Consider the following 21,484-nt stretch of genomic DNA (forward strand, 5'->3'; position numbering starts at 1 on the left):
AGCGGCACAACGACCATCAGGAGAATACGATGAGGAAGGTACCTCCCTTCGCCCTCGCCGCGCTGCTGGCTCTGGCGAGCCCGGCCTGGGCGCAATCGGTCAAGGCCACGGTCACGAAGGTCGACCCGGCCGCCGGCAAGGTCACGCTGGACCACGAGCGCATTCCGAAGCTCGACATGGACGCCATGACCATGGCCTACAAGGTCAAGGACCCGGCGATGCTCAAGGACCTGAAGTCCGGGGACAAGGTCGAGTTCGACGTCGACGAGGCCGGCGGCCAGTACACCGTCACCCAGATCCAAAAAGCCAAGTAGCGCCTCGAACGGGCCCGCCGCGCGGGCACGCCCGATCACGCGCGGCGGCCCCATGCCGCGGAGGAAGTCACATGCGACGTTTATCCCTGTTCGCCGCCGCCATGGCCGTGGCGCTCGCCGGCCCGGTATCGGGGACGGCCTGGGCGCAACCTGCCAAGGGTGCCCCGGCCGCCCTGGAGCGCGTGCGCGAGGTCATGGCCGACCGCTTCAGGAACCTCAAGCTGACCGGCGACCCGGACCGGGACTTCGCCGAGCTCCTGATCGCGAGCTACGAGCAGTCCCTCTTCCTTGCCAAGGCGCAGCTCGACTACGGCGGCGACCGCCAGCTGCGCGAGACCGCGCAGAAGATCCAGGACGAGCAGCAGCAGAAGATCGACGCCCTCAAGGAATGGCAGGTCCGGAGCCGGCAGTCGGACTACCGGCCGCAGCCGAACCAGACGCCGTCCGGCGAGGGTCCGCTGGACCGCAAGGCGCAGGCGGGCGGCTCGACCCAGCCCGCGTCGCCGTCGCCCGCTCCGGCGTCCCCCGCCAAGCCCGCCGCGGCCCAGCCCGCTGCCAACACGCCTCTCGTGAGCGGGACCGTCCAGAAGGTCGACGAGGCCGCTGGCAAGGTCACGCTGGACCACGAGCGCATCCCGAACATCGACATGGACGCCATGACCATGGCCTACCGGGTCGCCGACCCCGCCATCCTGAAGGGGGTGAAAGCCGGTGACCGGGTCCGGTTCTCCGCCGACCGGGTGAACGGGCAGCTTGCCATCACGCGCATCCAGAAGGCGCGGTGAGAAGACCAACCCGTCGAGAGCGCGCTCATCCCAGTTCGGCCGACGGCGCCCCCGCACCTGACGCGTGGGCGGCCCGGCTCGAAACCGGTCACTCAGGACACCTCCATGCGAACCGCCAAGATCGTCTTCCTCACGTTGCTCTCGGCCGGCATCCTGGCGACGGTCGCCGCCGCGGCCGTGATCTACGCGGGCGTCTTCAACGTCGCCGCCACGGAGCCGCACTGGGCCCTGACCTCGTGGGTGTTGGAGACGGCACGGGTGCGCTCGATCCGAGCCCATGCGGCCGGCCTGCTGCCGCCGGCGGGCTACGACGAACAACCCAGGTTGGTGCCGGCCGTCGGGCACTTCGCCGAGCATTGCGCCACGTGCCATGGCGGGCCGGGCACCAAGCGCAGCGAGGTCGCGGAGGGCATGTATCCTGAGCCGCCCAATCTCAAGGAGGCCGCGAAGCGCTACAGTGCGGGCGAGCTGTTCTGGATCCTGAAGAACGGCATCAAGATGAGCGGCATGCCGTCGATGGCGAGCGACGGGGACGAGATGCTTTGGGCGACGGTCGCGCTGCTGCGGAAGCTGCCGGAGATGACCGACGACGAGTACAACGACCTGTGGATGCAGGCACAGGCAGGCGAGGGTCATGCTGGAATGAACCACGGCGCCGCCGGGACGGATGGCACCAAGGCGGCGGAGAACCCCTCCAGCACAGCGCAGCCGGACAGCGGCGCGCGCCACAAGCACAACCATTAGCAGGAGCCGTACGACGCCAGCGCCAAGGCAGGATACTTCCGGTGAATGCTCTACCTGCTTCCGACAGGCCGAGAACTGTTCCGCGTAGGATTCTCATGTACGTGCACGCCCTGGCGGGCGGCGGAGCAGAACGTGTGTGGGCAATCCTCGCCACTGAATTCTGCAAGTTCGGACATGAGGTAGTTGTGGCCGTTGATTACGAGGCCCGGGAAAACATGGCTTATTTGAGCCCCGATGCTCGGCTTGTCGTGTTAGGAGGCGGACATCTACGCTCAACGGCGCGCCTTGCCGGGCTGATACGTCGCGAGCGGCCGGACGTCACGATCTCCGCGCTGGCCTCCTCAAACCTCAAGCACACGGTGGCAGCGGTCCTGGCCGGCCGCTTGCGCCGGAGCGTCATCACGTACCATGGCTATACGGCGAACGAGCGTGGGCTTCTCAGCCGCATCGGCTACCTCGCCACGCCGCTTCTCACCCGGATGGCCGCTCGTACAATCGCCGTCTCGGACGGGCTTGCCCGATACCTGCAGGAGAGGCTTGCGGCCAATCCGAGCCGCTTGAGCCGGATCTACAATCCGGTCCTCTCTGATCGCGTGGCGGAGAAGGCACCCAACCGGACCGTGCCGGTCATCCTTTCCGTGGGTCGCCTGGACCATGCGAAGGATCATCAGACCCTCCTGCGCGCCTTCGCCAAGGTACGACAACCGAGCGCGCGCTTGGTGATCCTCGGGGAGGGGGTCGAGCATGCGAGCCTCGCAGCCGAGATCGACCGCCTCGGCCTGTCCGACCGGGTCGAGCTTCGCGGCTATGTCATGAAACCTTGGTCAGCCTTCGCAGAGGCGAGTTGCCTCGTTCTGTCCTCGCGCGTCGAAGCCTTCGGTCTTGCCGTTGTCGAGGCCTTGGCCCACGGCATGCCCGTCGTCGCGACGGATTGCGACGGGCCGCGCGAGATCCTGCTTTACCCGGCGCTTGGGGTTATCGTTCCGGTCGGCGACGCCGCGAAGATGGCCGAGGCTATCGAGGTCGTCTTGGAAGATCCGGGCGACGCCGACCGACGCCGACGGCGCGCGGCCGACTTCTCCCCGCGGCGCGCGGCCACGGCCTACGTCGCCTTGTTCGAGGCAATCCTGGAGCAGGACAGCAGAGTTCGCCGCTCCCTGTCCGGGCGACATGGAACCTAGGAAACCGCGCCGACGACGCGTTTACCACCGATTTCCGGCTTGTTACGAGGAAAGCACGATGAAGTTCTGCGCGATTCCGTTGGTTCTTGCCCTCAGCCTCGCATCCGGCTCTGCCCTCGCCCATGGCGAGCCGCCCCAGGCCGTGCACGGCGGCCTCGTGCAGGAAGCCCAGGAGCTCTGGCTGGAACTCGTGGTGAAGGACACCGACGTGACGGTCTACATCCTGGACGAGATGCGCAAGCCCGTTCCGGCGGCGCAGGTCTCGGGCACCGCAACGGTGCTCGTCGGCGGCAAGAGCTACAAGGTCGCCCTCAGCCCGGCTGGGGCCAACAGCGTGCAGGGCAAGCTGCCCGTCGCGGCGACCGGCCAGGTCGTGGCCACGGTGTCGCTCAAGGTCGGCGGCAAGGCCGCCTCCGCGCGGTTCACGAACAAGGCTTGAGCGGCCGGGTTCACGAACCGGCGGCCGGGAGGGTGACGGTCGGCGCCGCGGCTCGCTTGTCAGGCGGGCCAGTTCGCCGGCCGTCCCAGGAAGCCGCGGCCCGGCATGCCGCGAAGCCATGCCACGAAAGCGTCCACCCGGTCGGGTGCGAATTGGTTCCGGTGACCGTAGAAGCGCGGAAGGCCCCGTCCTTCAGGGCGGGGATGGATAGCGCCGGCCGCGACAGAAGCCTGCCCGGCATCCGCAACAAGGCCCTTGCCGGCGTTCCGCATCCGTTCTAGCCTCGACCCGTGCTTCGCGTCCAGGCATACCGGTTCGTCCTTCGGCCAGACGGCGCGCAGGAACGGCTCATGCGCCGATCCTGCGGCGCGCGCCGCTCCGTCTTCAACAGGGCCCTCGCCCTGCAGAAGGAGCGGTACGCCGCAGGCGACAAGCACCTCTCCTACGCGGACCTTTGCAAGCACCTCACCGCCTGGAAGGCCGACCCCGCCACCGCCTGGCTCAGGGAGGTGCACAGCCAGATCCTGCAGCAGGCGCTCAAGGACCTCGACCGCGCCTACCGCAACTTCTTCGAGGGGCGGGCCGAGCTCCCCCGCTTTAAGAGGAAGGGCAAGGACGACGCCTTCCGCCACCCGCAGAAGGTCGAGCTCGACCAGCCGAACGGGCGCATCCGCGTGCCCAAGCTCGGCTGGATGCGCTACCGCGCCTCCCGCGCCGTCGAGGGCGAGATCGGGCAGGTCACCGTCTCGCTGAAGGCCGGCAAGTGGCACGTCTCGGTCCAGACCGAGCGCGAGGTCGAGAAGCCGGTCCACCCGTCGACGACGCTTGTCGGCATCGACGTCGGCGTGACGCGCATTGCCACGCTGTCCGACGGCACGGTCATCGAGCCGGCGAACGCGTTCCGCAAGGCCGAGGCGTCGCTCGCCAAGGCGCAGCGGGCGATGGCCCGCAAGATCAGGTTCAGTAGGAAATGGAGGAAGGCGAAGGCGAAGGTACAACGGGTCCAGGCACGCATCGCCCGCATCCGCTCCGACTTCCTGCACAAGGCCTCGACGACCGTCAGCAAGAACCACGCGGTGGTCTGCGTCGAGGACCTGGACGTGCGGGCGATGACGGCAAGCGCGGCCGGGACGGTCGAGGAGCCGGGCGTGAACGTCCGTCAGAAGGCGGGGCTGAACAAGGCGATACTGGACCAGGGGTGGGGCGAGTTCCGCCGGCAGGTCGGGTACAAGCAGGAGTGGCTCGGCGGCTGGTTGCTGCCGGTGCCGGCGCCGAACACGAGCCGGACGTGCCCCGAGTGCGGGCACGTGGCGGCGGGGAACCGCCCGAGCCAGGCCGTGTTCCGGTGCGTGGCGTGCGGCCACGAGGCGAACGCGGACGACGTGGCGTCCATCAACATCGCAAGGGCGGGGCACGCCCGGTTAGCCTACGGAGAGACTTCGCCCGTGATGGCGTCGGCCCAGGAACCCACCGAGGCGGGTCCGGCCCTCGCGGCCTGACACGCGGTAGGAATCCCCGTCCTTCAGGGCGGGGAGGATGTCAACTTGAGTGTGATCTCGGTCTATCGCCATCGCGAAGGTTTGCGCGGCAAAGGGGGGGGCGGTTTGGACGCGGCGGTTCGTGCGCGATTGCTCGCCTCCATGGAGGCGGGGCGCCTCGTCATACTCTGCGGTGCCGGCCTGTCGATGGCGCCGCCGAGTTCGCTACCGTCGGCATGGTCCGTGGCCGCCAGTTGCTACGACCGGTACGTCATGAGCATCGACCCCGCGTGCCCGCCGGAGTTGCGCGGCGACCTGGAAGCCTTGGCGGAGATCTTCGCGAGGGACGACACCCTCGGCTCGGTCTTCATCGAGGCCCTCGTTCCCTGGGAGAGCTTCGTCAGGCCGCCGAACGCCGGCCACGCGGCGGTGGCGGACTTCCTGATCACGCGCATGGCTGCCGGCGCCGTCTCGGCGAATTACGACAACCTGATCGAGCGTCGCGCGCAGGATTACGGGTTCGACCTCGCCGCCTCGCTCGACGGCGACGAGGCCACCGTGCGGGCCCGCATGCACGCGCCCTTGCTCAAGTTCCATGGCTGCTCGGTGCGCGAGCGGCGCGCCACGGTCTGGACGGCCTCGCAACTCACCGGGGACGGCGTGATCGCCGCGCGCATCGCCAAGACCAAGACCTGGATGGCGGCGAACCTGCGCGAGAAGGACCTGCTCGTCGTCGGCTTCTGGTCGGACTGGTCTTACCTCAATGCCGTTCTTGCCGAGGCGATGACGGGCGTCGCGCCGCTGTCGGTGACCTTGGTCGACCTCGCGGGCGAGGACGTCCTGCAGGCCAAGGCCCCCGAGCTCTGGACGTTGGCCAATTCGGGGAACGTCCGCTTCGCGCATGTCAGGCGCTCGGGGGCCGAGGTCCTGGACGAACTGCGCAGGGCGTTCTCCCAAGGGTACCTCCGCAAGGTGCTGCACGCCGGACGCGCCGCGTTGGAGCGGGAAACGGGGGCGGCGTGCGAGCCGACCTGGCTCGATCCGCCCGACCTGGGCAGCGAGGACCTCTACGGCCTTCGCCGGGACGCCGAGGGGGTGCCGGCCACCGCCGCGGCGACCTTGCGCAACCCCGGCCCCTCCGAGGTCTTGGGCTACGCGCACCTGTTGCTGCGCCGCGCCGGTGCCGTCCAGACCTCCGTCGGCTATGATCTCGCGGGCCGTCGTGTCAGGGTCGTGAACGGTTCGGGCACGCTGCTCCAGACGACGCAGGACCGGTTCAGGGAGACGCCGTTCGACGTCGCCGACGTCGTGGTCTGCGCCGGGGCCCTCGACGTCGGCCTGCCGGTGAACCTCGTGCGGGAGGGGCGTCCGGGCGACATCATCCGGCCGGGCGCATCAGCGGCGTGGCTCGACCTTCCCGCCGCACGCCAGGAGCTCGGTGTGTGATGGACATCGCGACCCAGTCCGAGGTGCTGCTCCGCTCGGCCGGCTACGAGACGTGGACCTGGCCGGGCGGCAGCGTGCCGGTCGTCTGCTTCGAGAACGCCTCCGTCGCCGGGTTCCTGCACGTCTTCGGGAGCGGCGAGGGCCTGCTCGCCGACTGGCGGCAAGTCCAGCAGGCCACGCTCGGCCGACATGCGGCCGCGCTGCGCTCCGCGGGCGCGAAGGCCTGGAACTTCTACGCCTTGTTCCTGGCCAGCGGTTCCGACCCCGTCCTCGCGCGGCAGATCGAGCGGATCGAGGAGGACTTCTCCATGACCCGCAAGATCGCGCGCGGCGACCTGCGCACGGCTGCCGACCTGCGCAGGACGCTGTTGCCCCTCCTGCCGGTGCTCAGCGCGCCCACGATCGGCGGCGCCGACTACCGGGCGCGGTTGCGGGCGCGGTTGAGCGACGTCCCGGACGCCGCGGTGGCAGCGTTCCTGGGCGTCGCGAGCGCTTCCGACGTGGCGCGCATCCTGGTGGATGCGCCATGAGGCTCGACTACCTCGAACTGTGCGGCTTCCGGGGCTTCCGGGAGCGCCAACGCGTGGATTTCGGCCCCGGCTTCACCGTGATCTGCGGACGGAACGGCGTCGGGAAGAGCACGCTGTGCGACGCGGTCGAGTTCGCCCTCACGGGCCAGATCGACAAGTACCTCGTCGACAAGGCGGCGAAGGAAAGCCTCGACGACTATGTCTGGTGGCGCGGCGAAGGGCAGCCGGAGGCGCATTTCGTCACGGTGGGATTCCGTGCCGATGACGGGAGCGGCTTCGCCGTGACGCGCTCGCGCGAGACCGGCGCCGACTGGGACGCGGCGCGCATCGAGGCGATGCTCTGCGTTCCGGGCGCGAAGCCGGAGCGGGCGCTGCAGCAGGTCTGCAGGACCTCCATCATCCGCGACGAATGGATCGCGGCGCTCAGCCTCGACCTGACGGAAACGCAGCGCTTCGAGCTCGTGCGCGCGGCGCTGGGTGCCATCGAAGGTCCGGATTACGCCGCCAAGGCGCGCGAGGTCCTGTCCGCCGCCGAGGGCACCCACAATGCCGCCGCGCACGCCTACGAGGAGGCGCGCGCGCGCCTGACGGCGGCGTTGACCGACCTGGAGGAGACCCGGGACGTCGCCCTGAAGGCCGGCGACATCGCCGCGGCCCTGTCCAGCCTGGACGGGCTGACGGCGGCCGGCGGCCAGGACTTGGGGAGCCGGGTCGCGGCGGCGCGGCAGGCGCTGGCCGGCCGCCGACTGGGCCTCGGCGAGATGGGCCGGGTCGCGGACGAGGTTCGCGCGGTGAGCGCGTTGCGCGACACGGTCGCGGGCCCCGAATTCCGCGCGAGCCGGGACGCGGCGGCGGTGGCGGCGGCCGAGGCCGAGGTCGCGGTCCGGGAGGCCCGCCACGCGCTGGAGGCCGCCGAGGCGCGCCTTCGTCGGGAGCAGGAGACCGACGCGCTCGCCGCGTCGCTGGCCATCCTGGTCGACCATGGCAGCCGGGTCGGGCTTCATGACGACCGCTGCCCGCTCTGTCGCGCGCCGCAAGGCGCCTCCGAATTCGAGACGGGGCTCGCGGCTGCGCGCGAGCGGCTCGCCGCCCGGCACTCGGGGGTGCCGGAGGCGCGCGCCGAACTCGCGGCGGCCCGGACCCGGCACGAGGCCGCGGCCGAGATCCTGCGGGAGACCGAGGCGGCGGTCCTCCGGTTCGCGTCCGCCGAGGCCGAGCTGTCGGCCCGCGAAGAGGCGCTGTCGGCCGAGCTCGTGCGACGCTCGCTGGACGGGAAGCTCGCGCATGACGCCGGCGCCCTCGACGCGGCCGTGCAGGCCGAACGGAGTCGGTTGATCGACCTGGAGCGGAGCATCCTCACCTTGGAGGCCTCGCAAGCGGTGGAACGCGTGACGGATCTCGAAGCGCACGTCGAAGCGCTCCGGGCGGAGGCCGACGCCGCAGGGGACCGGCTCGCGCGGGTCCGGACGGCCGTGACCGCCGCCCGGACGCTGGACCGTACCGTCCGCAGGACGAATGCCGAGATCATCGACGAGCGCCTCGCGGTCATCAGCCCGCTGCTGAACGAGCTGTACCAACGGCTACGCCCGCATTCCGAGTGGCGCACCATTGATTACGGCATCCGCGGCGACGTGAAGCGCTTCCTGAGCCTGAGGGTCGGCAACGGGCTGAACCCGCAATTCGTCTTCAGCAGCGGGCAGAGGCGCGCGGCCGGCCTGGCCTTCCTCCTCTCCGTGCACCTATCCCGACCGTGGTGCACCTGGCGGACGCTCATGCTCGACGACCCGGTCCAGCACATCGACGATTTCCGGGCTCTGCACCTTGTCGAGGTGCTCTCGGCCCTGCAGCGGTCGGGTCGGCAGATCGTCTGTGCCGTCGAGGACCCCTCGCTGGCCGAGTTGCTGTGCCGGCGTCTGATCAGCGAGCCCGCGGCCCCCGGCCGGCGTCACGACCTGGATCTGGTTTCCGGGGGTGGGGCCTCGGTCACCCGCTCGACGGACATCGCACCGGCGATCGCCGGCGTGCTCGGGAGAACCAGGGACCTGAGTGCGGCCGGCTGAAACGGCGCGGGTATCCGCCGGCGTCGCGGCCCATCCGGCCGGGGCAAGTGTCCCACCCGCGATAGACGCGCCCGTACCCTCGACGACGGAAGGCTGCGCGCGTGCGACGGCCGTGCTCGCCGCGACCCATCGGCGATGGGGACGTCCGTCGGGACAGGCCGGCGGTGCCAGCGCTCCCCACGGCGGCGGCCCGGTCCCGGTCGTTGGCCCCGCCGACCAAGCCCTCGTCGCCGGCGGGCCCGTCCCGGTCGTGCGCGGGAGCGTCCGGGCCGGCCGACCTCAGCCCGCCACGGCGGGCCAAGCCTGCGGCGGCCGGGAGACGAAGGCGGACCGGGATTCGGTCGCCCGCCGCCATGCGTCCACGAAGGCACCGAGGTGCGGGCGCGCCGCCCGTTCGGACCCCAGGTACCGGATCAGGCCGTCGATGGCAGCGTCGTGGGCCTCCGGGCCGGTCCTTCCGGTGAGGTGCGCCCAGCGCAGGTACAGCACGAAGAGGTTCAGGCAGTCGGTCTCGCAATAGGCCCGCACGCGCCCGATCTCGCCGCGGGCGATCATGGCGGCGACCTGCGAGCCGTGCTCGCCCAGCTTCCCGGGCAGGGCCAGGAGCCCGGCGGCCTCCTCCAGGGTCAGCCGCGCGCAGGCCCCGAACTCGGCCAGGACCTCCATCAGGTCCGAGTGCCAGTCCACGGCGTAGCGGTGGCCGTAGCCGTCCCACTTGGTCCCCCTCCTGTACCAGGAGGGCACCGCGATACCGTGCATCAACGAGCGCAGCAGGAGCGTGGGGAGGTCGAAGCTGCGGCCGTTCCAGGTGACGACCCTGTAGCGGCCGGCCGCGAAGAACTTCCAGAAGGCCCGCAGCAGGCGCTCCTCGTCCCATCCAGGCTCGCCCCCGCTCCGGCACGACCGGATCTGGTATGCCTCGGTTCCGGTTGCCGCGTCGCGGGCGATGGCCGCCTCGACGAAGGAGACCGCGACCACCTTGTGCCAGGCCGCCTTCGGAAATTTCTCGGACGGCCAATCCGACGGGACCTGCTCCTCGTCGGGCACCGTCTCGATATCGAGGACGAGCAACGCCTGGTGGAGGCCGGCCGGCTCCGCGACGCCGGTCCGCGCCTGCGGCCGGTCCGGACGGTGTCTCTGAGGCGCCGCGGGGGCGTGGCCGTCGAGCAACGTCGCGCCCGCGGCGAGGCGGGCCGCGCCGCCCGGCGCTTGGAGTCCGGGGCGCGCGGTCACGTTCGCGATGGAGTTGAGGGACATGTCGAGACCTTTCCGGGTTCGCGCCGCGGCGGGCTGCGGGAGGCGGGGCTCAAAGAGGCTTCCCGTGGTCCGCGGCAGCCCTCGCAGGCTCGCTGGGCGGAAAACGGAGGGGAGAGGGTTCAGACGCAGACGACGAGCGCCGGGTCGAAAGCCCGGTTGCCCTGCCTCCGCCATGGATTGGCCAGCACCCGGGTCCTTCCGATGTGATAGTCCGCCGCCGCCGGCACGCGGCCGTGGACCCAGAGCGCCGGCGCGCCCCATGCCCGGAGGACGTCCTCCAGGTCGGACGCGAAGGTCGTGGCCTCCCACTCCTCGCACTGCCACTCCGGCCAGCCCGGATGCAGCGAACGCGCCGACGGCGCGTGGTGGGTCAGGACCACGGCCCGGTCGCCGGGACGCACCCCGGCGGCCAGCGATGATGGCGGGACCGAGATGCCGTTGGACTGGATAACGACGCTGGTGAGGAAGTCCTCGATGTAGGCGCGTGACCGGGCATGGGCACCGGCCGCGTCGTACGGGTCCCAGGTCCGGTCGCGCTCCGCCAGGATGTTGTCGCCGCCCCGCCACATGTTGCGCGCCCGCGCGCGCGCGCCGCCGGCGTATGCCGCACCGCCGAGCGCCCAGTCGGTCCAGAGCGTCGCCCCCACAACGTGGACGGCCGCCCCCCGCCCGTCGTCGAGCCGGACGGCGTCGTCCATCAGGATGGTGACCCCGAGTTCACGCCCCCTCTCGCGCCCGAGCCGCAGGGTCTCGTGCGGAGGCAAGCCGCCGCGGTACTCGCTGATCCCCGGCACCAGCACCACGGGCCGGCCGGCCCTCCGGTCGCCGAGCGCCCCGGCGAGCCACTCGACCGCGGCCACCAGCCCCTCGGAGATCCCGCCGGCGACCAGCAGGGCGTCATGGTCCGGAAGCGGATCCGGCAGGGCGAACGCGCCGTCGCGGACGGCGAGGTCGGACATGATCCAGAGCCGCATCCCCTCCGACCGGGCGGGAAGCAGGGGGGTCCGCGCGTTGGAGGCCGCGGTTGCGTCCAGGCTGCGGCGGGCGCGCCCGGGCCGGAAGACCGGGGGCAGGACATACGGTTCGGGGAGGATGCGGCCTGACAACGTCCGGGGTTCTCCGTCGCGAAGCGGCGGGCAGGGGCGCCGGCCGTGCTGTGGGGTGGGGCGAGTGGCGGTCAGTGCCTGACGGCCGCCTGCTCCCGGTGGCGCAGCAAGACGTCCAGCATCCGGCGGAGGCGGCGCACCGAACCGCCCCGCCACGCCCTGCGGAGGACCCTCACCTCCTCGCCCGTCAGCCCCTGGACCCAGCGCGGGTCGGTCCCGCGCTCGGCCGCGGCCTGGGCGAGCAGGGCGGGGAGCAGCGCCTCAAGATGCTCGGGACCCGGATGCGGGAACTCGATCCGCCTCAGCCTGTCGAGCAGGGGCGCCGGCAAGTTCCAGTCCACGTTCGCCGTCGCCACCACGGAGACCCAGGAGAGGTCGAGCTCCGCCTGCACGCAGGGGTCGGGGAACCGTGCGGCGGTCTCGGGCTCTAGGAAGGAAATCATGCCATCCCAGAGCCGTCCGTAGTCGCTGCGGGTCGGTGCCTTGTCCACCTCGTCCACCAGGACGAGGGGGTTGGCTTGCAGGAACCGGTTCACCGCCATGAACGGTCGCGCCGGCTCGGCGGAGTACCACCGCCGCTCCGTGCCGCCGAAGCTCGCCCCGGCGTCGTTCGAGCCGTCGACCCGGAAGACCCCGGTCCCGAGCTCCTCGCCCAACCGGCGGACGAAGCGCGACTTCCCGCTGCCGGGCGGACCCACGATGAGGAGGTGGCCGAGGCGGACGAACGGCTTGCCCACCAGATCGCATAGGACGAAATCGACGGCCCCGCCCGCCTGGGGGAACTCGTAGAGCAGCCGGCGCCGGACGCGCACGAGATCGGGCGTCGGGACCAACGGGAGGGGCTTGGCGATGGACTTCTCGTACCCCTTGGTCACGTCGCGGCCCTTGCCGGAGCCGGTGGCGCCGATGGCCGGACAGACCAGGACGTGTCCCTCGGGCACGCCCGCGTCGGGCTCGTCCGCCGGCGCGGGCGCGGCGCTCCCGGGCGTCTCGGCGGTCTTGCGCGCGGCGGCCAGCTCGGCGCGCCTGCGCTCGGCGGCGCGGGCGCGCCGCTCGACGGGTCCGAGCGCCGCCTCGCCGAACCGGAGCGCCGCGCTCCCGATCCCCTCGGTCCCGTAGTAGCACTCGGTCTCGCCGACGGCGAGCGCGGACAGGCCGAGCGCCAGGGCGCGGGCCTGCACCCGCAGGTCCGCGATGGCCGCGTCGATGGCCTCGACCCACGCCCGGCGCAGAACCTCGGCCCGGGCGTCCTCGGGCACGGGCAAGGGCAGGAGTCCGTGCCGGCCCGCCTCGGCCGAGACGAAGCTGTCGTCGTCGTCGTCGAACTCCTCCGCCATGTCGAGGAGCCGGAGGATCGCCGCGCTCTCGTCGATGCGCGGCAGCTCCCGCCACATCGAGGCGGCCAAGCGTGCCGCGGCCGACCGGTCGGCGGGCGAGGCGGTCAACACGAGGACCGCGTCCGCGATCTCCCGGACCGTGACGGAGTCGTGGGCGGCCGCGAACCCGTCGAGGAGGCCGACGAGCGTGCGGGCCTCCGAGGGATGGACCTCTGACGGCCGCTCCTCGCGGCCGTCAGAGCGCAACCTCAGGACGCGCCTGAGCAGGGCCCTGGGACCCCGCGGCGCCGTCCCGGCGGCCATCTCCGGAAGGTCGTCGTGGATGTCCCGCGCCGGTCCTTGCGCGATCCAGGCCAGGACCGCCTCGCCGAGGCCGGCGTCGACGGCCCCCGCGTCGCGCGCCAGCATCACCGGCACCCGACCGTACAAGCCGTCGGGATCTAGGCCCGCACGCAGGATGCGCGGCAGGTGGCGCAGGACGATCCTGCGCGCGAGGCTCGGGGGTACGACAGGACCGGTCAAAGGAAATTCGTCCTCCATCTTCGTGGTCCGACGCGTCAGGCTTCGCCGCGCTGGCCGAGGCGCAGCCAGCCCTCCTCCGTCAGCGCCCATCCGAGGTTCGGGTCGAGCGCCCACATCCGGCCCGTCAGCACGGCGCTCCCGTCGATCACGCCGACGATGGCGGGAAGCGGCTGCGAGGCGGGCACCCAGCCCTCGACGAGGGGGGCCCACGCGAGCTCCCTGCGGATCGGCGACGCCCCCGCGACGACCCGCTCCAGGCGGCCGAGCAGCGTGCGCAGGGCGGCGACCTGCTCGTGCAGGTCGGCCGGAAGGTAGGCGGTCATCCAAGTCCCCCGTTTGCCGCGACGCCCCATGAGGGAGGCGTCCTCACGCGCCGACCTCCACCACGAGATCCGCGCGGAAGGCCGGGTTCTCGGAGCCGTACCCGCGGGGGTTGCAGATCACCCGTGTGGCGGCGTGCACGTAGTCGAGGCTGGCGTGGACGTGACCGTGAACCCAGAGGGCGGGGCGCCGGTCCTCGATCATCGGCCCGAGATTGGAGACGAAGGCCGGGTTCAGCGGGTCGCCGGCGAAGGCCGGCGCGACGGAGGCCGGTGCCGGGCCGTGGTGCGTGACCACCACCTGGGGCAACCCTCCGGGGGTCTCCCGGAGGACGGCGTCCAGGAAGGCGCGCGAGGCCTCGTGCAGGCCGAGCGCCTCCTCCGGGCGGAAGGGCCGCCGCGCGTGACCCCAGCGGATGCGCCGGTGGTCGTTGAGGCCACGGCCGGCGGCGTCCATCGCCGCCCGCCGCCGTTCAAGGCCATTGAGCGCATAGTCGGTCCAGAGGGTGGCCCCGCAGAACCGGACGCCGCCGAGCGTGACCGCCTCGTCCTCCAGCAGGTGAATGCCGGCGGCTTGCGCGGCGGCACGGCCCAGCGCGAGTTCCTCGCCGTGGATGCGGCGGTAAAACTCGTGGTTGCCGGCGACCATCACGACCGGCATGTGGCGTCCGAGCGCTTCGGCCGCCCAGTCCACCGCGGCGCCCAGCCCCTCGCAGACGTCGCCCGCGACGACCGCCACGTCGGCTTCGGGGATACGGGCCGGGTTCCACGGTGGCCCTCCCACTCCTTGGTGGAGGTCCGACAGGATCCAGATGCGCATGGGTGCCGTCCTTGGGCGATTGGGATGCGGGGCAGGGGTTCTCGGTCGGCGCCGGGGCGAACCGGTCCCGGTCGGTCACGGCCGCGGCGCCGGCGGGACGCGCGGCACCCAGGCCGCCCACCGCGCGGCGAGTTCGACCAGGTGACGCTCGTCCGGACGTCGGCGCGCCAATCGCCTCAGCGCGCTTGCGAGGACGACCGGGGCGGTTCGATCACCGCACAAGGCACGCAGCAGCAGGGCGCTCGCGACGGTGTCGGCCGCCGGTCCGCTCACCCCTTCCAGGCGCAGGACCGTGAGCGCGATGCGCGTGGTCGCGACCGGATCGCCCCGGAGCGCGGCGTCCCAGCGTCGCCGGGCGCAAGGGGGTTCGACCGCGCGCAACACCATGAGGAGCGAGCGCGCCGTCGCGGGACCGAGGGACTGCGGCGGCACGACCCGCCACAGCCTGAGCATCGGGGGCGCGCGCCTCAGCGCGGCGTTGGCGGCGGGCGGGCACGCGGGAGCGGCCGGGCAGGCGTCGCGGCGCCCGGAAGCGGGTCGGGACATGTCAGGCTATCTCCATGGCGTCGGGATGGGCGGGAGGGCGCGCGCTCACTGGAGCCCCGCCGCCGGCGTCGCCTCTGCCGGTGTCCCCAGGCGATAGAGGCGCGACAGCGTCCGCGCCCAAGTTCTTCCGTCCGTGGCGAAGACGTCCGAGGTGAGGGTGGGGCGCCCGGAAGCGATGGTCGGGTGGCCGAAGGAGACGCCGGCAAGCACCCGCGTCCGGCCGCTCAGAAAACTCCAGGATTCCATGAGCGGCGCCCGCGCCATCTCCTCCGGAGCCGGTCCGCCTTGCTCCAGCGCCTCCAGCGCGTCGGCGAGGTCGCGCAGCCGGTCGCAGAGCCGCCGCTCGTCGGGGGTGACGGGCATCTCGGGATCGAGGCCGAGCGCGCGGGCGAACCGCCCGCTGTCGAGGGAAGCGACGAAGGGATCCTGGGCGGCCACCTCGATGGCGGCGAGAAGGAGCATGCCCTGGCGCACCGTTCCGGCCAGCGGATGGCCCGCCGCGACGGCGTGCGTCTCGGACCGCGTCGGCGCAGGCAGGGCCACGGGCAGGAACCGGCAGCCGTCGCCGGCCCCGGCGCGGCGGAGGAGGGGGCGCATCGCCTGTTCGAAACGGGTGGCGTCCGGACCTCCGCCGGCCCGTCCGGCCCCGAGCAACCAGATCGGGGCAGGGGATCCGGGCTCCGGCCCCGCGCCCGAAGCCTGATCCGGCGCAGGCCGCCCCGCGGTTACCTGCTCCCCGCACTGACCAAGGGCGAAGGCTGCGAGGCGCTCCTCCATGGCGCCCGGGCCGACGACGACCACCGACAAGGCCGCCGCCTCGCGCAAGCTGCGCACGGGGAGCCAGGAGAGCGGAAGGTCCAGGACGACGTCCCGCGCCGTGGCCCGTGCCTGCCTGATCAGCTCCTCCGGATCGTCGAAGGTCATGAGGTCGCCGGGTTCGGCCTCGACGACGCACAGGGCCTCTGGCATCGTCTCCGGGATCCGGGCAAGGCCCTGTCCCCGCTCGGTGATCCTCAGCAACGTGGCGGGCCGTGCGGCGGTCGCCAGGGCGTGGGCCGCCACGAGGGCGGCATGGGTCGCGGCCGAACGGCCATCGGCCCCGTAGAAGGCGTAGAGCATGGAGCAGTCCCATCCCGAGAGAGCGGAGCGGGCCACGGATGCCGGCGATGGAGTGGGACCACGCGCGGACGGGCGAGCTCAAACAACGAGATGGAACTATACCACGGGTGTAATATTTTATCACGAGCAAAGCAAGCCGCCGCTCGACTTATCCTCAGCCAACGTCGATGAGCTGGAGCCCGGCGCCCCCCTTCCGGGCGTTGTGTGCCAAGCGGCTCGCGAGTTGCTCGGCCTGACGCAGCTTGAGTTCTCGAAACTCTCGGACGTGAGCAAGAAGACCATAAATGACTTCGAGAACCAGAAGGTGGAGCCCCGAAGCCGCGTGGTCCGCGCCTTGCGCGAAGCCCTGGAGAACCGTGGGGCGCGCTTCTACCGAAGCGGAGAAGCGATTGGCGTTCTGGTCAGCAGGCCGCACGTGAAGCGCGATGACGCGGAGGAGGGCACCGGGCGAGGCTAAACAGCTTGGTTCCGCGAAGGGATCTTGCCTCTACATGTGGGTACGTTTCTACCGGCATCGGCTTGCGGTGGTCGAGCAACAGGGCTGGACGTCACGGGATGGCTCGCATCCAGCCGTTGCCCACGGTTCCCCAGTGAAGCGGGTGTCAACCTTCGGACCTGGAGAACCAGGCTCGGCGCCCTGGCAAGACCATCGCTTCCAAGATGCGGCCCCGCCCCGCTCAGGCCAGCTCCCCGCTATGGCGGGCGCCTGAGGTCGAGAACGACCCACCCGAGGATCGCTGCCGTGAGGGTTGCCATCACGGGCATCGCGACGCCATCGTGCCCCGGCCGAGCGTCTCAGGCGCCGACCAGACGAAACTGCGGCTCGCCGGCTGACCTGCCCGTTAGGGGCGATGCGCAGCGGGTCTGGTTCCGGCCGCATGCCTTGGCTTCGTAGAGGGCGGCATCGGCCAAGCCGTAGAGGTCGGCGTCGGTTATCCCCGTCGCCAGCCCGATGCTGACCGTGACGGCGCCTGGCGCGATGCCGGCCGAGGCGATTGCCAGTCCCGACACCTGGGCGTGCACCCTCTCGGCGACGCGCCGCGCGCCCGCAGCGTCGGTGTTCGGCAAGAGCAGCACGAACTCCTCGCCGCCGACCCGACAGGCGAGGTCGCCGGGCCGGGGCACGGCAGCCTTGAGGCAGCCGGCCAAGCCCTTGAGCACCTCGTCACCCACAGCGTGGCCGTAACGGTCGTTGTAGCGCTTGAAATGGTCGGCATCGACGACGAGCAGCGACAGCGGGTTGCCCGTGCGTCGGGCGTCCTCGCAAGCCCGGGCGAGGACCTGCTCGAACCGGCGGCGGTTCGCAAGGCCGGTCAGCGCGTCGGTGCGCGAGAGGCGGGCCATCTCGGCGTGCATCTCCGCGCGGCGGCGGAGCTCGCGGCCGAACAGCAGCGACAGCGTGACCGTCAGCCCGCACAGCACGAGTACGACGGCGGCGATACCGAGCGCCTTCGTCCGCCATGCGGCCTCGACCTCGGCGGTGGCGACGGCGACGTTGAGGACGAGGGGTAGGTCGCCGACCCGCGTGAAGGCGTAATGGCGCTCGACGCCGTCCCGGACCGAGGTGCCGACGAAGGCGCCGCCGCCCTCGCGCACGAACCGGTCGAAGTTCCGGGTGCCGGCGATGTTCACGCCGATGTCGGCCTCGACGTAGGGATGGCGCACGACGCGCGTGCCGTCCTGCATGTAGAGGTTGATCGCACCCTCATGACCGAGGCTGATCCGGTCGAACAGCCGGGTGAAGTACGATAGCTTGAGCGTACCAAGCGCAACGCCGCCGAACGAGCCATCGGGGTTGGCGATGCGGCGGCTGAACGGCAGCATGCGCTCCCCGGTCAGGCGCGAGATCAGCGGTCGGCCGATATGGAGGCCGACGTCCGAGCGCGCCTTGTGGACCTGGAAGTAGTCGCGGTCGGCGTAATTGCCCTTGCGCGGAGGGACGGCGCCCGCATCGGCCGCGACGTCACCGTCGGCGTCGATGACCAGCATGACCCCGAGGTCCTTGGCGGTGGCGGCCCGGTCGAACAGGATGAGTTGGCGCAGCTTGGGGCCGGCCCCCGCCGCCTCGGGCGCACGCAGGTTCTCGACCGCCGCCTGCAGGGACAGGTCGATGAGCTCGACGTTGCGGGCAATGTCACGCTCGATGACCTGCAGTAGGTTCTTCGAGGTTTGCTCGGCCTTGTCCCAGGCGTCACGGCGCACCTCCAGCAGCAGGAGCCCTGACGTGACCAGCATGCCGACGGGCGCCAGCACGCTGAGCGCGACCCAGTTGCGGCCGGACCGGAGGATGCGCGGGAGGCGCCGAGGCAGGATCATCGCGCGGCGTTCCCCGGCTGCGTTGTCGTCGCTTCGATCCTGACACGCCGAGACCTAACGGGTCTTTGCGAGTGCGGAAGGGTTGTCCGGCCCGCCCACGCCTGACGGACGGGCTCGCCGAGGCAATCGGCCGCGCGAGCCTCGACCTGCTCGTCACCGACGAGACGCCCCCCCCGGGTCCTGCGCTAACCGCGAGCCTGACGTTCGATCACCCGGCTGCCGGTCAGCGGCGTCGTGAGCGCTGCCTCACCGCTCCTTGTACCCGTGAGATGAAGAACGCGGGGACGGCGAAATAGGAAGCCGAGCCAGGTGCCGCGGATGAGCCGCTCGAAGAGAAGAGGCAGTACGACGGCGACGCTCATCACGGCGAGCGAGGCCAATCCGACATCCTCGATCACGCCCGTCTTCACGATCAGGCTGCGCCAGGCGGCCATTGGCAGGAAGAAGGCAAGATAGATCACGATGGAGCGCTTCCCGCAGGTACGCAGCGCCCCCGTCACGACGCCTCCCGCTTCGGCCAGCAAGCTGGCAAGTGCGACAATCGCCAGCGCGCCCGCGAATCCGGCCGCGAGACCCACCCCCGGCAGGCTCGCGAGGGTCGGGTGGTCCGGGATGCCCGACGGCGTGAAGGCGAGCCAGCCCTCGGCCAACGCCCAGGCCCCAAGGCTTGCAAGCGCCAGCCGCCGGTAGCGCCGCACGGCATCGGAGAAGGCAAAGATCTGGTCGGCCAGGAGGTAGCCGCCGACGAAGTAGACGTAGCGGGCGCAGAACTCCTCAACGAGGAAGGAGGAGGTTTGGACCGGCATGATCTGCAACAGCGCGGCGGTCCCGAGAAGCGCCGGGCCAGGCAAAGGCCGCAGCAACTTCGTCACGATCGAGAACACGGCGAGGAGATAGATGAACCACAGCGTTGAGTAGGGCTCGACGAGGGCGAGGGCAAGGTGAGCCAGGAAGGCCGGGATGCCCCCATCCCCGGCGACGGTCTCGTACTTCAACGCCGACTGAAGCAGCAGCCAGAGCAGGTAGAAGTAGGCGAAGTGGATTATGCGCCGGTCGGCGAAGCGGCGCCAGTCACGGTCCAGCACCCGTCCGACGAACAGACCCGAGAGCAGGAAGAAGTCCGGGATCCGGAACGGCTTGGCGAAGGCGACGACCGGGTGCAGGAAGCCCTCCCCACCCATCGCCTCGCCGGTGCCGAGGGTCGAGTGCATCATCACCACGAGCAAGATGCAGATGCCCTTTGCCACGTCGACCCAGGCGTATCGGAGCTCCTCCTCCGCTTGAGTTCTCGCCCGCCCGCCCACGATCCGTCCCCGTATCCCAGCCCGGGGCCGAGTTTCGCCGGAGCCGGTTAAGCGAGCGGCAGCACCGGCGCGCGACCGTCCATGATGGACAACGGAACTTGAACGAAGCCGCGGCCGCGGTACCAGCGCACGTTCGCCGATGCGCCGACCAGCCCCCCCGGACGAACTGCCCTGCGTCCCGTGGCGCGTTGCGAAGCCGCGTCGAACCCGTTCCGGCGCGCTCCAGCGGTGTCCACGGCTTGCGCCCGAGGCCGCCCGGAGGCGGCACAACTTCAACCGATAAGGGCCGGGAAAGCGCAGCCGGGGTTGCCGCCGGCGCCCGGCGTGGTGTCATCGCACCGCTCTCCCGCGCCACCGTCACCAGGCCGGTCGGGCAAACGCGCGCTCGGCCACCGGGACATCGTACCTCGCTCCGGCACGCTCAACGTCTCACGCCATACGGTCGCCCGCCACGGACGGCCGTCAATCCCAGATCCCGCGCAACCGTACTTTCTACGGTGTGTGCCGGCCTCGCTGCGTTCCATATAGGCCGCTCGCGGAGTGGGGGCTGACGTTGGGCGAAGACCGGCCGGACGAGTATCACGTCTACCTGAGACACGACGACGTCATCTATTTCCTGGCGGCGGACGGGACGTTCGTGTCGGACCTCGAAGGCGGTCGCGCTTTCGAGAGGATCGAGGACGCGTTCGAGGTGATCAACGCCATGACGGATGGGCGCGATCTCCCGAGGGAGCATGAACCCGGAGTGGTTCGGAACGCGCACCGCTTCTACGGGCCACGCGCCCGAGGCTGAGGGCAGGCGAACCCGCACGCAGCAGGGAGGGGGAGACCTGACCGGCATTTGGACCGGGCGGACCGAGGCTACCGCGTGGCGGCGGTTCTGGGTGGCCGACAGGCGACATCCGGGAAGCACATGGGTGCGGGCAGGAGGTCGTCCAAGGACGAGGGCGCCGAGCCCGTACCAGCGGCCCGCCACGTGTCGCACGCTGAGCGCCCCCCGGGCCGAGACATCGTCAGCGCAGGCCGATCCTCAAGCAGGCGACCCGCCTGAAGCGCAGGCTGAACTGCCTGAGCAGTCTGTACGGCAGCAGGACCGTGTTGCCCGCCGGGCGCCGGACAAAGGCCCCGGGCAGACCGACCTGCGCTGTCGCCACCATGCGGTCGCCGATCCTAACACATAAGCACGGCGCAACAGCCCCTTCTGGCGCCTCATCAACAGGAAGAAGCGCTCGGTGGATGTGCCGCCGTGGACGCGGCTGCTATAATAAGGCCAGAGCGTGCGCGCGCTGCCGCCCGGGAAGTCCGCCCGCGCCGAGCCGCTGTCGGGCATGAACAAGGTGTCGTGGATGAAGGCGGCGTCGCCGACCCGGTAGGCGACGGAGGCCAGGGTGTGGCCCGGCGTGAACAGCACCTCGACGTCCAGGTTGCCGATCCGGAAGCGCTCGCCGTCGGCGAAGAGGCGATCCCACTGCGAGCCGTCCGCCGGGAAAGTCTCGGGCAGGTTGTAGAGCCCCTTCCAGAGCTTCTGCACCTCGACGACCTTCTCGCCGATGGCGGTCGGCGCGCCCGTCCTGTCGTGCAGGTAGCCGGCCGCCGAGAAGTGGTCGGCGTGCGGGTGCGTGTCGAGGATCCACTGCAGCCTGTAGCCCGCGCGCGCGATATGGGCGAGCAGGGCATCGGCCGAGCGGGTGGCGGTCGCCCCCGACTTCGGATCGAAGTCGTGCACCGGGTCGACGATGGCGCAGTGTTTCGTCTCCGCATCGGCGACGACGTACTGCACGCTGCCCGTGCGCTGCTCGTAGAAGCCCGTCACGAGCGGGCGTCCGTGCAGGGACGTTGCGGTCAGGTCTGACATGCATT

At 71.1% G+C, this 21,484-nt stretch carries 21 protein-coding genes; 11 read left to right on the plus strand and 10 right to left on the minus strand.

Annotated elements, in window-relative coordinates:
* Nucleotides 1–29 precede the first annotated feature (29 nt).
* The 9 genes from MMB17_RS09420 to MMB17_RS09460 all read left to right on the plus strand — a co-directional run bounded on the left by MMB17_RS09420 (nucleotide 30) and on the right by MMB17_RS09460 (nucleotide 8,977).
* A complete protein-coding gene (locus MMB17_RS09420) occupies nucleotides 30–314 on the plus strand; it encodes a copper-binding protein (RefSeq protein WP_012454462.1) in 285 nt (94 codons plus the stop codon).
* Nucleotides 315–385: 71 nt separating this feature from the next.
* Entirely contained in the window at nucleotides 386–1,099 is a 714-nt protein-coding gene (locus MMB17_RS09425; RefSeq protein WP_241101803.1) for a copper-binding protein, read from the plus strand.
* A gap of 105 nt (nucleotides 1,100–1,204) precedes the next feature.
* The gene (locus tag MMB17_RS09430) at nucleotides 1,205–1,843 is read left to right on the plus strand and encodes a c-type cytochrome (RefSeq protein WP_200671578.1); all 639 of its coding nucleotides are present in this window, start codon (nucleotides 1,205–1,207) and stop codon (nucleotides 1,841–1,843) included.
* Between the two features lie 95 nt (nucleotides 1,844–1,938).
* Entirely contained in the window at nucleotides 1,939–3,024 is a 1,086-nt protein-coding gene (locus MMB17_RS09435; protein WP_200671577.1) for a glycosyltransferase, read from the plus strand.
* A 58-nt stretch (nucleotides 3,025–3,082) separates the two neighbouring features.
* Nucleotides 3,083–3,463, plus strand: coding sequence for an adenylosuccinate synthase (locus MMB17_RS09440; protein WP_200671576.1), 381 nt, complete (start codon nucleotides 3,083–3,085; stop codon nucleotides 3,461–3,463).
* A gap of 350 nt (nucleotides 3,464–3,813) precedes the next feature.
* A complete protein-coding gene (locus MMB17_RS09445) occupies nucleotides 3,814–4,962 on the plus strand; it encodes an RNA-guided endonuclease InsQ/TnpB family protein (RefSeq protein WP_241101804.1) in 1,149 nt (382 codons plus the stop codon).
* Nucleotides 4,963–5,013: 51 nt separating this feature from the next.
* Complete coding sequence (locus MMB17_RS09450; RefSeq protein ID WP_241102159.1) at nucleotides 5,014–6,387, plus strand: SIR2 family protein; 1,374 nt, start codon at nucleotides 5,014–5,016, stop codon at nucleotides 6,385–6,387.
* On the plus strand, nucleotides 6,387–6,917 hold the full coding sequence (locus MMB17_RS09455; protein ID WP_241101805.1) for a hypothetical protein: 531 nt from the start codon (nucleotides 6,387–6,389) through the stop codon (nucleotides 6,915–6,917). The genes MMB17_RS09450 and MMB17_RS09455 overlap by 1 nt, the downstream gene beginning before the upstream one ends.
* Nucleotides 6,914–8,977 carry an ATP-binding protein gene (locus MMB17_RS09460; protein WP_200672557.1) on the plus strand — a complete coding sequence of 688 codons (2,064 nt, stop codon included), beginning with the start codon at nucleotides 6,914–6,916 and terminating at the stop codon, nucleotides 8,975–8,977. The genes MMB17_RS09455 and MMB17_RS09460 overlap by 4 nt, the downstream gene beginning before the upstream one ends.
* A 279-nt stretch (nucleotides 8,978–9,256) precedes the next feature.
* Here the strand turns inward: MMB17_RS09460 and MMB17_RS09465 are convergent, their stop codons facing one another.
* The 7 genes from MMB17_RS09465 to MMB17_RS09495 all read right to left on the minus strand — a co-directional run bounded on the left by MMB17_RS09465 (nucleotide 9,257) and on the right by MMB17_RS09495 (nucleotide 16,004).
* Nucleotides 9,257–10,234: a 3'-5' exonuclease gene (locus tag MMB17_RS09465; protein WP_200672556.1), complete on the minus strand. Its 978-nt coding sequence runs from the start codon at nucleotides 10,232–10,234 to the stop codon at nucleotides 9,257–9,259.
* A gap of 119 nt (nucleotides 10,235–10,353) precedes the next feature.
* Nucleotides 10,354–11,193: a metallophosphoesterase family protein gene (locus MMB17_RS09470; protein ID WP_241101806.1), complete on the minus strand. Its 840-nt coding sequence runs from the start codon at nucleotides 11,191–11,193 to the stop codon at nucleotides 10,354–10,356.
* 218 nt (nucleotides 11,194–11,411) lie between these two features.
* Complete coding sequence (locus tag MMB17_RS09475) at nucleotides 11,412–13,199, minus strand: AAA family ATPase (RefSeq protein ID WP_241101807.1); 1,788 nt, start codon at nucleotides 13,197–13,199, stop codon at nucleotides 11,412–11,414.
* A 35-nt stretch (nucleotides 13,200–13,234) separates the two neighbouring features.
* Nucleotides 13,235–13,522 carry a hypothetical protein gene (locus MMB17_RS09480; RefSeq protein WP_096485555.1) on the minus strand — a complete coding sequence of 96 codons (288 nt, stop codon included), beginning with the start codon at nucleotides 13,520–13,522 and terminating at the stop codon, nucleotides 13,235–13,237.
* 43 nt (nucleotides 13,523–13,565) lie between these two features.
* Complete coding sequence (locus tag MMB17_RS09485) at nucleotides 13,566–14,339, minus strand: metallophosphoesterase (protein WP_200672554.1); 774 nt, start codon at nucleotides 14,337–14,339, stop codon at nucleotides 13,566–13,568.
* A 75-nt stretch (nucleotides 14,340–14,414) separates the two neighbouring features.
* The gene (locus MMB17_RS09490; RefSeq protein WP_009862505.1) at nucleotides 14,415–14,792 is read right to left on the minus strand and encodes a hypothetical protein; all 378 of its coding nucleotides are present in this window, start codon (nucleotides 14,790–14,792) and stop codon (nucleotides 14,415–14,417) included.
* Nucleotides 14,793–14,930: 138 nt separating this feature from the next.
* Nucleotides 14,931–16,004, minus strand: coding sequence for a hypothetical protein (locus tag MMB17_RS09495; protein ID WP_200672553.1), 1,074 nt, complete (start codon nucleotides 16,002–16,004; stop codon nucleotides 14,931–14,933).
* A gap of 265 nt (nucleotides 16,005–16,269) precedes the next feature.
* Between MMB17_RS09495 and MMB17_RS09500 the strand changes: the two genes are divergently transcribed.
* On the plus strand, nucleotides 16,270–16,461 hold the full coding sequence (locus MMB17_RS09500; RefSeq protein WP_241101808.1) for a hypothetical protein: 192 nt from the start codon (nucleotides 16,270–16,272) through the stop codon (nucleotides 16,459–16,461).
* A gap of 338 nt (nucleotides 16,462–16,799) precedes the next feature.
* Here MMB17_RS09500 and MMB17_RS09505 read toward each other — a convergent pair whose 3' ends face one another.
* The gene (locus tag MMB17_RS09505) at nucleotides 16,800–18,320 is read right to left on the minus strand and encodes a sensor domain-containing diguanylate cyclase (protein WP_241101809.1); all 1,521 of its coding nucleotides are present in this window, start codon (nucleotides 18,318–18,320) and stop codon (nucleotides 16,800–16,802) included.
* Between the two features lie 185 nt (nucleotides 18,321–18,505).
* Nucleotides 18,506–19,624: an acyltransferase family protein gene (locus tag MMB17_RS09510; protein ID WP_066918771.1), complete on the minus strand. Its 1,119-nt coding sequence runs from the start codon at nucleotides 19,622–19,624 to the stop codon at nucleotides 18,506–18,508.
* A 553-nt stretch (nucleotides 19,625–20,177) separates the two neighbouring features.
* On the opposite strand from MMB17_RS09510, the gene MMB17_RS09515 reads away from it, so the two are divergent.
* Nucleotides 20,178–20,417 (plus strand): hypothetical protein, encoded by a 240-nt coding sequence (locus tag MMB17_RS09515; RefSeq protein ID WP_066918773.1) that lies wholly within the window; start codon nucleotides 20,178–20,180, stop codon nucleotides 20,415–20,417.
* Nucleotides 20,418–20,654: 237 nt separating this feature from the next.
* Here the strand turns inward: MMB17_RS09515 and MMB17_RS09520 are convergent, their stop codons facing one another.
* Nucleotides 20,655–21,479 carry an MBL fold metallo-hydrolase gene (locus MMB17_RS09520; RefSeq protein WP_238231524.1) on the minus strand — a complete coding sequence of 275 codons (825 nt, stop codon included), beginning with the start codon at nucleotides 21,477–21,479 and terminating at the stop codon, nucleotides 20,655–20,657.
* Nucleotides 21,480–21,484 lie beyond the last annotated feature (5 nt).

It is taken from the genome of Methylobacterium organophilum (assembly GCF_022533465.1).
In the GTDB taxonomy this organism is placed as follows: domain Bacteria; phylum Pseudomonadota; class Alphaproteobacteria; order Rhizobiales; family Beijerinckiaceae; genus Methylobacterium; species Methylobacterium organophilum.